Genomic DNA, 13,043 nt, shown 5'->3' with positions numbered 1-13,043 from the left:
TCCATTGGGCCAACCGGACGCCCATGTCACGGACCTTCGCCGGGAGACAACGTCGCCGGCTTGCTGTCCACCAATTTCTCCAAGTCGTCTATACGGCAAACCATGTTCACCGGTTTTCGGCTATCGATCAGACAGGCCATCCCCGTTCCTCCGTATGATCCCATCAGCAAGCCTGTGCCTCGGCAGATATTTGATCGGAATCGGGCTCCGGGAAAGTCCGCGAGAGACCTGCAGTGTAACCCGACCGGAAGAACCTCGTTTGCGGCGAAGCAGGTACCGATGATCAGACTGCTAAATTAGCACTTGACGTTGTGACGACCATGGGTTGAAATATATTTATTTTCGCCATTGCTCGGGGGAGGGGCCCATGACCGACCGGGGGCGGACTGTCGCAATTGCATAGCGGCAGGAAGTAGCATTGAGAAATACGCGCAAATCAGTACTCCCACCGATCCGTTCGGAGCGCCGCTCCGCGCGCCGACGTGATCGACCGGATTCTGCACGCGAGCGCCTGAAGGAGGCGGAAATGGTCAGTGCAATCGGCAGGTCCACAGATGCTTCAACCGCCACCGCGCGAGCTGATATCTCTGGCCCCATGCCGGCTTCCTTCCGGTACAACAATCCCGGCGCGCAGTATCCGAGCGTCGAGGCGGCGAGTTTCGGCCAGACCGGATATGGGATCATCGGTGGGGGGCATAAGATCGCGCGCTTCCCGTCTCCGGTGAATGGCGCCGCGGCGAACTTCGACCTGCTTTATCGAAAATATACAGGCATGACGATCGGCGCTGCCGGAACCAAGTGGACTGGTGCACATGGGTTCGGAATTCCCGGCCATGATCCGGACAGTACGCTGACAAAACAGCTTCTCGACGATCCGGCCACGGCCGTGGCGCTTCTCAAGGCGATAGCCGGACGTGAATCAGGCCGTGGCAATAATCTGACCGAGGAGCAATGGCGGCAAGCGCATAGCATGTTCAAGGCGGGAAGTGCTGATGCCTATTTGAATGGACTCCCGGCCGCGTCTGAGATTCACATTCCCGCCGGGGCAAAGACGGGTGCCGGATTGCTCAGGCGCGCGCGAGAGCACATTGGCGAGGAGTACCGCAACGTTCAGGTACCGAAGGATGACGCCGCCTGGAAAGGTCCGTGGGATTGCGCAGAGTTTGTTTCCTGGCTTGTTTATCAGGAACTCGGTGGTCTCTACGGGTGCGATGACAACCATGTGAGTCCTTCCAAAGCCGACGCGTACACAGGCGCCTGGAAGCGCGACGTTGAGCAACTTGGCATACGCGTGACGGTGGAGGAGGCGGCCGCAACGGTTGGCGGTATCGTGCTTCGTTATCCTCCGGCGCCCGGCAAGATGGGTCACATCGCCTTGTGCGATGGCAAGGGAGGCACTGTCGAGGCTAAGGGCCAGCGCTACGGAGTGATAGCCGACACCGTCCACGGTCGAGTGTGGCACACTGGCATTCTCATACCGGGCATATCGTACGATACCCCTTCGGCCCTGAAGGTCGCGCCACCTCAACTCGTTTACGAACCCAACGCCCCGAACATGGACAAGGAGGTCATCGTCAGAATTCAACGTGCCTTGGCGACCAAAGGCTTCAATCCGGGTGAAGTCAACGGCGTTTATGGCCCGCGGACTCAAGCGGCCGTGGCAGCCTTCCAGGAGGCGGAGGGCTTGGTGGTCGATGGCTCGGTCGGCCCCGAAACCGCGGAGGCACTGGATATATCGCTGAGTCCTGAGAAGGGGCAGGCATCGGGTCAGGTTGTGTCCGACACACAGGCAAATGGCATCCGCGCGACCGTGGCTCGCAATCCCCTCTTGTTGCTGGTTCTCGCCCTGACGCTGCTTTCGAAGGAGAAACCGATGGCCATCGATTCCGCCAAGCCCAGCCAAGCCACAGACTTGGTGACCCTGCTGTTGCCGCTCCTGTTGCAATCGGCGCTCACGGGCAAACAACTGGATTCCTCCGAGTTGCTAAACGTGCTGGTGACCGGAAAGCCCGCGACACCAGGCCCGGACGCGGTAGCGCAGCCGCAGGTATCACCACAGCCGCCGCCGGATATTGCGACGCTTCTGATCCCGTTCCTCTATGAAAGGATCACCGGAAAGCCGCTATCTGGAGCCGATGACACCCGGACGACGGACCAGCCTCAATCACCGCAACAGCCTGCTGTGTCGAGACCGAGTGTACAACTGAGCGTAGCAGGCCTCGGGATCACTACGATCCTGCAGGCGCTGGGGATTCTCGGAACGCCATTCGGCATGGGAGCTCAGCCGACACAGACGGGTACGCTCGCGACCTTGGTACCGATCCTGACGGGTGTTTTCGGCGCCACGAATGGGTTTGGCGCGATACTGGGCGCTGCCCGCGCGCTCTTCGGGGGAATCGCCAACGCGTCGGGGAAAGCAAAAGCCTGAATTGACAGTCAGGTCACGGAGCCACAGGGCGCGTGACATGACCCGCTCGAGACGATTGGAGTCTGCGATGAAGGACATCGGCGATGGCGCAGCGACTTGGCGCGAAGCTCTCGCTAGCTTGCGACTTTCAGACGACAGTGCGTTCGGCGTTGATTTCTTTGAGGCCTATGGCGAGCGCCGCTGGCAGCCTAATGATGCTGACTGCAATGCAGCCCACGCGCTGCACGTTGAACTGATTTCGCGAATCGCCACTCAGCCTCTCAGCTACAGCGAAGGGGTCGAGGAGCGCACTCTGACGAGCGTTTTCGAGCTATTTGGGCGGGCGCGGACGATAACCGAGGCCAACCGTGGCTGTAGTACCTTTGAGGTTCTCGTCTGGCATGTTCTCAATTCGAGCGTGCGCGCCTTCACGGCCAAGTGGCATCCCAGAAGCGTTGCCGGGGCGCTCAGGGCTCTGGATAATAGCGACGAATTCAGAGCCGAGCTCAAGGGCGTTCAGGCCGCCCTGATCGAGCTCGACCAAATGCTTCAGCTTCTCAAGGCGGACGCGGGCTACATCATCAAGGCTCCGCGGGTCCAGCGGCCGAATATACAGTCGATAAATGATGAAATGGCGCGGTCGGTCGTATGGCGACCGATGGGCTGCAGAAAGCCCGGCGACGAACTGAGCAGGTTTGCAGAGGACGAGAGGGCGGCTGTTGTGGGGCGCCGATCAAACTACGGCTTGGACACACAGCAATCGTGGGCAGCGGGACTAGCTCTGTCTGGCGGCGGCATCCGAAGTGCTACGTTTTCACTGGGCGTGATGGTATCTTTGGCCAAGCGAAATCTCCTGCATCAATTCGACTACCTTTCAACCGTTTCCGGGGGAGGTTATGCAGGGGCGTTCCTGACCCAGCTGCTCGGGGGCGAACCGCAAGCACCTCCCGGAAGCCGCTCGATAGTTGGCCTCAGAGGTACCGACTTGCCATTCTCGCGCGAAGAGGGGGAGTCTGAGATCCTTCGGCGGATCCGGCAAGGCGCGAGCTACCTGTCCGGATCATTCTGGGAGCGACTGGGGGTCGCGATGGCCCAGGCGCACGGCGTTTTCATTAATCTCCTGGTTGTTGCTTTGCTCGCCGCTGGCTTCGCGTATGCCGATTTCGCACTCCGGTTGCTTATCCCCAGCGAAACGGCCTATTGGGCCGCACTCCTGTCGCCGTTGCTTCTGGCAGCAGTTTTCCTCGTAATTCCATGGGTGCGCAGGGTCCGCGGCTCGGCGGAAGCTCCGCACTTCTGGATGGCCGCGCTCGGTGTCATTTTTTTTCTGCCTATCGTGTGGGTCGCATTGGGCGCGGTGCATACAGCGTGGCAGCCGCTCAGCGGGTGGGTTACTGGTCTCTACCACGCGGTGGCTGACGACGCTTCCAAACCGACCGTGATTTCCGCATTGCTGACTGCGCTCGCATCGGGCTCCGCGCTGGCTGGAGCACTGCTCGCCAAAATCATCAAAGTTCGACCTGTATTGCTGACGTTTTTGACCGTGGCTTTATTCGTCGTCCTAGAGGTGATGGCCTTCAACGCCTATTTTGCCCTTGGGCCACGCTTGGCCACGGCAGCGTTCCTGGGTGTGATCGCCCTGTTTGGTTATCTCTGGTTTGCCTTGGATATAAACTCTACATCCCTGCACGGGTATTATCGGGCGAAGCTTTCGGCGGCGTTCCTCATCGAGAAGTCACTGGCCGCCGCCAAGCCCATCCGTCTGAGCGAGTTCAATCCGGAACTTGCGCCTTTTCCCATAATAAACTGCGCTTTAAACTTGCCCGGCTCGAACAACCCCTCCATGAGAGGGCGGCTTTCAGACGTATTCGCGATCACTCCCGTTGCCACTGGCTCGCCAGTTCTCACGTATGCCTCGACCAAAGAATGGGAGAAGCTAAATCCCAGTCTCGATCTTGGGACAGCAATGGCGCTGTCCGGGGCCGCCGTGGCTCCGCAGATGGGACTTCGTACAACTCGCTACGCAAGCTTCTGGCTAACGGTCCTCAACCTGCGACTCGGTGCCTGGCTGAGGAATCCCGCTACCAATTCGAGGGCTGGACACGGTCCCGGCATAAGTCATCTCTTTCGTGAGCTCACCGCGACAGCGGACGAATGCGGCCGGTTCATCAATCTGTCTGACGGCGGGCACATTGAGAACCTTGGGGTGTACGAGCTGCTGCGACGGCGGTGCCGTTTCATCGTCGCGATCGATGGCGAGAACGACCCGCAAATGACTTTCCATGCGCTTGCGAACCTGCAGAGGCTAGCATACATCGACCACGGCATCGTGCTCGAATTGGATCTCGACGATTTACGGTTGGGCCATGCAGGCTTCAGCAGGTCCCACTTCCACTTCTGCCGCATCATCTATCCGGCCGGACAGCAGGACGCTCAGGAAGAGATCGGTTATCTCGCCTACCTGAAGCTCTCTTTGACGGGCAACGAGGGCGAGTTTCTCCGACGCTACAAGCTTGATGAGCCGTCCTTCCCGCACCACTCCACCGCCGACCAGTTCTTCTCAGAGCCTCAATTCGAGGCATACCGAGCCCTCGGCGAGCACATCGGCGAGAAGATGTTTCTCCCTGCGATTACAGGCACGCTCGGGCGCAACGTCAAGCTTGAGGGCTGGTTTCAGGAACTGGGGTGCAGCTTGTTGGACGTACGCGCCCCTGCGACAGGCAGCGAACCCGCGGCGGTGCCGTAGGACAGGAGTGAGCCGAGTCATATTTTGTTCATGGTGGTCACGATATGGACCAGACACAAAACGCGCCTATCCCCGAAGTGTACATTCTGTGGCATCCGAATTGTCCGCTGGGTGAGGCTCTCGCTCGACAAATCCTTCTATGGCTTCGGCCGGGGAATGGTCTCGGCCCCGAGGTGTTTTATCGTAGTTTGGCGGCCCCCGAAGCCCAGCCCAATGGATTACCGCCTCCGCTGCCTGGCGAATCCCGTATGGCAGCGGAACGCACATCGAGGCAAAAGGTGAGCAATCTCCAACTCGTCTTGGCGATCGTCGATGAGAACATGGTCGCCGATTTTGCCTGGCGACACTGGCTTGATCAGCTCGTGTTGCAAAGCGCGTCCGTGAGCCGGGTCGTCTGGCCCATTGCACTGGATGCAAGCGCATACAACATGCCTCCGTCAGTCAGGAAAATGAACTATTTGCGGCCGACCGGCCTGCCACTGCCTGCGCCAGATTGCGACCATTATAAAGTTGCATTCGAGGAGGTTGTTCGTTCGCTCCTGAAGCAAGTCACTGAAGCGATGTGTCGCGTGATGTTACCGAGGGCGGCATCTGGGCTGGCGAGCGGATCGCCGCCGCCTTTCGAATCGTTGCCAAAGGTCACGATTTTTCTCAGTCACGCGAAGTCGGACGGCAAAACACCAGCGCGGCGACTGCGAGATTATATCTATACCCAAACGCAGCTCGCGGCATTCTATGATGAAAACGACATAGCATTTGGCTCAGGGTTTGCTCAAGTTATTGAGCAGAGTCTTGGATCATCTGACACTGCTGCGCTGATCGCCGTCCGCAGCACCCGATATGCGAGCCGGCCGTGGTGTCGTCGGGAGCTCTCGCTCTTCCGGCGGCCGCGGCTCGAAGGCGATTCGGCCAATTGCGTCCAGCACTGGCGGCTGCATCCGTCGTTAGTCGTGGAAGCGATGGATGGAAACAAGATTTCGTCCGGAATACCGGAGCTTGGTAACAGCCCTGCAATCCGGTGGAATGATGAGGACCAAAGTCTGGAGGAGCTTGTCGTCACGACTGTTATTCGAGACGTGATGCTTGCCTCGTTCCATGCGGCCCTTGGCGCTTCGGTGCCGCAAGGCGAAAACCAGATCATCATAAACTGGCTACCCGACCCGACCACGCTGCTTCATATTCCCGCGGTCCAATCGCGCGAGCCATATGACATTTTTTATCCCGGGCGCGGCCTCTCTGGTTTGGAACTCGACATCCTTGATGAGTTCTTTCCGCAGTTGACGTTCAAGTCGTTTGAAGAGGCCCTGTTGTGAACAGTCATAGGAAGCATCGTTCTTCGACGCGACAGCTGACTGTCGTTGCCTTTTCTGTCTCGTATCAGCGCGAGAACCTACTCGCGAGGGGATTGGGCCTCGAACACCTCCGGGAATTTCTCAGGAGATTGGCAAGGTCGATACTGCGACAAGGCGCGAGCTTAGCCTATGGCGGACACTGGAGAGAAACGGAAGACAACTTTACCTACGATCTGCTGCGCATGATTAGCGACGAACAGGAGGATAACAGCATAGGTGGGCCTGATACGAGCCTCCAAATTGGAACCCTCTACAATCATTCAGCATGGCCGCACTATCTGAAGATTTCTCGATCGGTCGAGGCGCAATGGGTCAATACTTGCCGGATAGTACGCGTGACTCAACAGGACGCTGGAATCACCGCCCCGGATCTCGTTGCAGACGAGGATGCAGCCGGCAACACCCCGCAGGCGGTATTCAATGCGGCGGTCACATTGAGCGCCATGCGACGTCTCATGATGACCGGCATGTCGATTTCTATCCCGGACGTGTTGTCTCCCGAGTATATACCGCCGGTCAATGCACGAATTCTGCTTGGTGGAAAGCTGGACAGCTTTTCAGGCTTCTTGCCGGGTTTGTTCGAGGAAGCATTAGTGACTCTTGAGCACGAGCGTCCGATTTACATTCTTGGGGGTTTTGGCGGCGCCGCTGAGGTGCTGTCAGACGCAATTTTGGCAACGGGGAGCAAGCGTCCCAAGGAATTGACTTTAGAGTGGCTCAAGGAGCGCAATTCCGAACTCGCGGCATTACTCAAGATCGCAAATGGTTTTCCCATCCCGGCAGGGACGAGAACTACGGGAGCTCTTCTCGACTCACTGTTCACATTCGTAAAAAAAGCGAGGACGAAGCCATCAGCCGTTCTTCGTACAGGACTTAGCGACGAAGAAACGCGGAGCTTAATGAAGACTCGAGATATTAAGACTGCTGTGACACTAGTGCGTAAGGGACTTGTTGCGACAGAGAAATTTCAGCAGCTCCCTGCATAAATTGGATGATTTATACTTGCGGCTGTTCCGCTTGTAGCTTTCGATCGCCGGCAGCCGGGTTGCCGCGTTTTTGGGGCCAGGGTCTAGCACCAAAAGGCCGTTCCACACATGAGATACGTTATCGCAACTTTTGATGTGTTTATCTCCTACAGCGGACGTCAGCCTCATAGAGCGATCGCAGAGGCTATCGAAAGCGGCCTCCGACGCTTCGCACGTCCCTGGTACAAGATAAGTGCGCTTCGCGTGTTCCGGGACACGACGAATCTCGCAGCCAATCCCGACCTCTGGGGCTCGATCAAAGAGGCTCTTTCCCGAAGTAGATCATTAGTCTACCTGGCCTCGCCGGAGGCGGCGGCTTCGAGATGGGTGCGCCGAGAGTTGAACTGGTGGCTCGACCATCGTGGGCCAGAGAAACTGATCTTCGTTATTCTCGCTGGCAAGATCGCGCCAACAGATGATCACCAGCGACTGGATCCGGCTGCGACGGACTGCATCCCCAGAGAGATCCTTGAGCGATTGAATTCGCTTCCGCTGTACGTCGACCTTCGCGGCTTGGCCGAGAACGATCCTGTCGATCTACAGCTTCCCGTGTTCACGAGCGGGCTAGCTCAGGTAGCTGCGGCGGTTCGAGGGGTGAGTCTTGATCAGATTACAGGTGAAGCTGTACGCCAGCGGCGGCATCGCAATCGTGCCGTGGCGGCGGCCGTGGTTTTGGTTTCCGGACTGATAGCCGGTGCGACACTTGGCTTCTACCTGTACAGGCTTTCCGCACGAGAAGCCGCCGCAACCGCACTCTGGAACAAGTTGCAGTTCTCCACCGTTGAACTGCGTCCCGGCGAGACCGATGCGCTTTGGACGATCGCAGCGTCAGACCCGCCGCTATTTCAGGAATTTTGGTCGCAACTCAAGCGGGACAGCAATATCAGAAAAGTTGGCGCAAGAACGGAGCTGATTGCGCGGACGGCTGGGCTGGGGAAGTCTCCGAAAGCGAAGGTCTCCGTGGATAGTATTGTCGAGACGATTCGTGCACCGTTAGATCCAGATCAGGTGCGCGGCCTCGCGACTGTTGCGCGAAAGGTGCCGCTGCAAATCGATGAGGAACAGGCGAGTATCGTCCTTGATGCAATCTTAAAGGCCATGCGGGCACCCACCGACAAGCGGGATTCGCTTGTTGACTTGTTTACGGTGTTTGCTCCGCGTCTGCCGCCCGAGCGAGCAGTAGCGCTATTTGACTCGATACCTATTGAGCTTGAATTCCGCAGGGCGATTACGGCCCTAGGTCCAAAGCTTACACCACAGCAAGCCGCGAAATACGTGGCCAGCACCACTACCGCCCTTCAACAGCCTGTTGATCCGTCACAATGGCATGGCCACCTTAATGTCGTTGCGGCTCTTGCACCCAGATTGGCACCTGATGAAGCGGCGTCCACAATGGCCTCCCTATTGGAAGCCATAGAGGCGCAAACCGATTCCAGGCGGCGCGTTGAACTTTCAAGGCTCCTGGAAGGCCTGTCATCTCGCCTGCGGTCCGACGAGGCTCGGATTGCCAGGGAAGCGCTGCTGAGCGCATTACAAGTCGCGACCGATATCGATGAGAATCTCGCGATCGTCAGGGCGCTTACGGGACTGCCTGAGCAAATGGGCCCATCGACAACCGAGGTCGTTCTCAGCCGACTTTTCGCCGCTGTCGAGAGCAACGACGAAGCCCATCACGACGATCGCCCCGCCCGCTTGGCCCAGTTGATGGATGCGATCGGGTCCCTACCTGTCAAACTTACGCCTGAACAGGCTACCAATATTTTCGACTCCTTTGTTTCTGCGTTGAGAGTTGCAAGGCTTGATCGTGATTCGGAGCGCTTGGCGCTCGGCCGCGCGGTACAGTCAGTGGCGCTCAGGCTCAAGTCTAGCGAGGTACCCAATATTCTTGATCGCCTCATTGAAGCTTTACAGGACGAAACTCAGGAGATTCAGGAAGAGCCGAGGATCAAAAACCAGTTATCGGCTCCTCGACTTAGCTTAATTGTTGACAGCATCCTTGCGCTTCAGACCCAGCTCTCTGATACACAGAGCGAGATGGTCATTGATTCTCTGCTTGGAGCTGTCCGGATAGACGCCGACTTTGCCGGAGTTATAGTCCAGCTGTATCCGCGTTTGCAGCCGCGACCGGCCGCGAGTATTGTTGATAGACTTCTGAGCGTGGTCAAAGTTAATAAGGAACCATATGACCTTCATGCACTTATCAAAACGATTAAGGAGCTACCATTTAAACTCAATTCCGAGCAGGAAACAGTAGCATTTGACTCGTTAATCAGGGAAATCCAAGCCGCAAGCTATCCTCATGATCTCGCTGTCCAGGCTGAAGCGATGGCTATCCTTGACGCCAAGCCAACCTCCAGGCAGGCCGAAATCATTCTCGAGCGCTTTCTTCCGGTGATGGAAACCATTCCAAACGGAACTGCGTCTCGATCACTGATCGGAGGGTTGGCTTCCTTGGCCGGGGCCCTAACGACGGAACAGACCTCCAAAGTACTGAACCCGCGCCTAGCCGCCATTACCGGTGCGGATAACAAGCAAATGAGAGTCCTTATCGAAGCAGTCGGAATACTTCCTACCAAAACGACGGCTGAGCAGACCAAAGTCATAGTTGACCGCCTCCTCGTGGCTATAAAAAAAATCGATGACTTTCTCAGGAAACGTCAGGCGAAATCGGATCAACGCTTCGCTCTCATTGAGGTCCTCAAGGTGCTCGCGTCTAGACTATCAGATGAGCAGTTATCAAAGGTGCTCATTTTTGCGTGTGAAAACCTTTCAAGGACTGGTGATGATTTTGAGGAGGTCTACTGGACTTTGAAGTCCAACGATGAGTTTGAAGCCACACATTGGGCGGAAGTCATTGATGAGCTTCTCCACAAAAAGTCCGCGGCCCAGCACGTGACGAGCTTAATAGAAGTACTTAAGTACCCGACCGCTAGTGGCAAAGCGACCAAAGTCCTTCTTTCCGGCTTACGAAGACGGTTTGCCAGCGCGCCGGAAACGCTCGAGGAGGCCGTCGATTGGATGGGCGCGCGGTTCCCGGAGCTGGAGTCGCGATTTAGCAGTCCTCCAGATCGCATGTGCGGTTTCGGCGCGGGGGACGGGAGTCGCTAGGTACCCCGTCGATGTCCGGTCGACGCCATGGTCAAATCAAGACAAGGAGAACAGCTGTGTAAGCGCGTAGGTCATGGGCAGGCGAGCGACCTCGGCGAGGACGGCGCCTAGACCGCCATGGCGCAAGCCCTCTTTCTAAGATCGTCTTTTGAGTCAATCCATCACGTATTGGATGTCGATGCGGGGTCAAAATTCAGCGCCGATTGACAAGGTGCCCGAAGCTGCGAGATGGTTCCCACTCCCGCAAGCACCATCTCCCCGCAACCGTCCGTCGCGTTGAATAGTAAACCTTGCTTCGGGTGTCGTAGATCAAAGACACGTTAATGGGACTTTCGAAAATCTTGCAGCCGGTTCCTGGAAACGAGGATGTTTGCTACGCCCCCGTTAGAATCCGGTGGATATATTTTGATGCGAGCGGTTATGACTTATCAGGTCTTGAAAGACGACGGTGCCCCACTCGATGCGCACCTTGAACTAGAAGGGGTCGAGTTCGTTTTCCATAGCCGCGGAGGAAAGCGCGGACAGCCGGGTGCGCGAAATTTAGATTACGGACCTGCACTGCGCCTGCTTCTTCAGCGTATCGCGAACGCGGGCCTGCGTCTCGACGGTGCCTGGATCGACAGCGATGAAGTGCTTCACCTTCCTCGTGAACAGCGAATCATTCTTGATGGAGAGGACCTTACAAGTGATCCGCTTGGACAATTTCGGGTTATGTCAGCCCGCATGCAGTCTTTCGGACGCCCCGCTGATGCGCCATACGGCGGTAGCCGAGTGAAGAAGGTTCGGGTTCGGCTTGGTGGTGTCACATCGGCCGAAGAGCTGGCGTTTGTTCTTGGGCTTAAGGAAGTTCCGATGCTTCCACGAGCTCATGGACGGCTGCCTGCGCAACTGCTGGACGCGATAACCGCTGAACACGTTTGGGAGGCTGTACAGTGGCTGGCAGTCAATCAGGACGTTCATCCATTCGGAGAAGCTCGAGATTTTGATCTGATTGCGGACGACGGCATCCGTCTGCCACCAAAGGCCGTCTTTGGCTTAGCGGCCAAGCTTGCTCTCGGACGAGAGATCTTGCCTGAGCATTTCACCGGAGGCATTGCAAGTCGCTGCCATCGGACGCTTCAGGCTGCTGGTTTCGAGATCGCCCGGCGGGGTGCGCCAGTGAACAATTCATCCGTGCCGGTGTCGAACGATGATCGGGAGTGGGCCGAAGGGCGGCCCAAACTCCTCATGCATCTCAAACGCGAGCGGGCTCCTGGCTTGTCGCGCGCGAAGAAGGTGAGCTTTATCCGTCGCCATGGACGGTTGTACTGCGAGCGATGCGGCCTGGATCCAATCGAAGTCTTCGGGGCACCAGTTGGTGAGGCTTGTATCGAAGTTCACCACAGCCAAACCCGCATTGGCGACATGGGGGAGGGCGGCAGAACCAAATTGAGCGATCTTCAGTGCCTTTGCGCCGACTGCCATCGCGTAGTGCAAGGCCGTCGATCGGTCGCTGTTCGCCGATCTGTTACGGTGCATGGCGTCGCCGGATAACAGGCTCATCGAACAGTCACCCGAAGGCTTGCTCATGATCGGGGAGAACGGTGAGAAGATCACCGAGTCGCACGAGTTCTATCCGGTGTTCGCGACAGAACGCGAATACCGCATTGTTCATGAGACCCGCACGCTGGGAAGCTATCCTCTGGATTCTCCGCTTGTGCCCGGGGAGACCCTGATCTTCGCCGGACGTCGATGGAAGGTTCTGGAAATCGACGACGCGGCAAGGATCATAACCGTGAGGCCCTCCCGCGGCGGAAAGCCGCCGTATTTTTCAGGGCAGGGCGGTAGCATCCACGACCACATCGTCTCGACCATGAGGCGAATTCTGGGTTCCAGGGAGACGTATCCTTACGTCGACCGGACGGCGTCAAGGATGCTCGAAAGCGCGCGTGACGCGTTCATCGAGCTTGGACTCGATCGGCGCTCGATCATAGGCTTCGGGGATGGCGTCCTGGTTTTCCCATGGGTCGGCACGAGAAAACTGAGCACGCTGTCGGTCGCGTTCCAGGCAAAGGATTTCCAGACGACGCAGCTGGCACACGCCATAGAGCTGCAGGGATGCGATGTCGAGGGCGTGGAGGAATTCGTTCGTGGTCTGGCCAACGGCGCGGGCCCGAACGAAGCCGAATTAGTCGCCCGGGTTTCAAAGCCCAACGTCGCTCGCTTTGATCACTTCCTGTCGTGGGACCTCATATCGCTTGTGACAATCCGGGAAAGGCTGGAAATCGGTTCGCTTCCGTCGATTGCAGCCGCCGCTTCGCGGTAGACCCGTGGTCGGGCAGCGGCCAAGTTTTTGGGCGCATCATCGGCATTCTCTCGATTTGGATCGGCTGAGCGCCGTGTCCCCCAGGAGCACTACCCGCCTG

Annotated in this window: 7 protein-coding genes; all 7 read left to right on the top strand. The window is 57.6% G+C overall.

Annotated elements, in window-relative coordinates; all coding sequences use genetic code 11:
* Window positions 1-526: 526 nt before the first annotated feature.
* The 7 genes from ACTJKL_RS16965 to ACTJKL_RS16935 all read left to right on the top strand — a co-directional run bounded on the left by ACTJKL_RS16965 (window position 527) and on the right by ACTJKL_RS16935 (window position 12,943).
* Complete coding sequence (locus ACTJKL_RS16965) at window positions 527-2,428, top strand: peptidoglycan-binding domain-containing protein (RefSeq protein WP_440853368.1); 1,902 nt, start codon at window positions 527-529, stop codon at window positions 2,426-2,428.
* Window positions 2,429-2,495: 67 nt separating this feature from the next.
* Entirely contained in the window at window positions 2,496-5,153 is a 2,658-nt protein-coding gene (locus ACTJKL_RS16960; protein ID WP_440853367.1) for a patatin-like phospholipase domain-containing protein, read from the top strand.
* A gap of 278 nt (window positions 5,154-5,431) precedes the next feature.
* Window positions 5,432-6,466: a toll/interleukin-1 receptor domain-containing protein gene (locus tag ACTJKL_RS16955; RefSeq protein ID WP_440853366.1), complete on the top strand. Its 1,035-nt coding sequence runs from the start codon at window positions 5,432-5,434 to the stop codon at window positions 6,464-6,466.
* Complete coding sequence (locus tag ACTJKL_RS16950; RefSeq protein ID WP_440853365.1) at window positions 6,463-7,491, top strand: hypothetical protein; 1,029 nt, start codon at window positions 6,463-6,465, stop codon at window positions 7,489-7,491. The genes ACTJKL_RS16955 and ACTJKL_RS16950 overlap by 4 nt, the downstream gene beginning before the upstream one ends.
* A 108-nt stretch (window positions 7,492-7,599) precedes the next feature.
* Window positions 7,600-10,638 carry a toll/interleukin-1 receptor domain-containing protein gene (locus tag ACTJKL_RS16945; RefSeq protein ID WP_440853364.1) on the top strand — a complete coding sequence of 1,013 codons (3,039 nt, stop codon included), beginning with the start codon at window positions 7,600-7,602 and terminating at the stop codon, window positions 10,636-10,638.
* Window positions 10,639-11,058: 420 nt separating this feature from the next.
* Window positions 11,059-12,171: a ScoMcrA-related endonuclease gene (locus ACTJKL_RS16940; protein WP_440853363.1), complete on the top strand. Its 1,113-nt coding sequence runs from the start codon at window positions 11,059-11,061 to the stop codon at window positions 12,169-12,171.
* A gap of 34 nt (window positions 12,172-12,205) precedes the next feature.
* A complete protein-coding gene (locus ACTJKL_RS16935; protein WP_440853362.1) occupies window positions 12,206-12,943 on the top strand; it encodes a hypothetical protein in 738 nt (245 codons plus the stop codon).
* Window positions 12,944-13,043: the final 100 nt, after the last annotated feature.

This window comes from Sinorhizobium sp. 22678, from assembly GCF_052044265.1.
Classification (GTDB): Bacteria; Pseudomonadota; Alphaproteobacteria; order Rhizobiales; family Rhizobiaceae; genus Sinorhizobium; species Sinorhizobium meliloti_A.
The sequence above is the reverse complement of the archived record's forward strand: the minus strand, read 5'-3'. Positions and strand labels throughout refer to the sequence as shown.

What these genes read in the sequence shown, in the direction of transcription:
- ACTJKL_RS16965 (WP_440853368.1), top strand. Translation starts at nt 527, where the DNA reads ATGGTCAGTGCAATCGGCAGGTCCACAGATGCTTCAACCGCCACCGCG.
- ACTJKL_RS16960 (WP_440853367.1), top strand. Translation starts at nt 2,496, where the DNA reads ATGAAGGACATCGGCGATGGCGCAGCGACTTGGCGCGAAGCTCTCGCT.
- ACTJKL_RS16945 (WP_440853364.1), top strand. Translation starts at nt 7,600, where the DNA reads ATGAGATACGTTATCGCAACTTTTGATGTGTTTATCTCCTACAGCGGA.
- ACTJKL_RS16940 (WP_440853363.1), top strand. Translation starts at nt 11,059, where the DNA reads ATGACTTATCAGGTCTTGAAAGACGACGGTGCCCCACTCGATGCGCAC.
- ACTJKL_RS16935 (WP_440853362.1), top strand. Translation starts at nt 12,206, where the DNA reads ATGATCGGGGAGAACGGTGAGAAGATCACCGAGTCGCACGAGTTCTAT.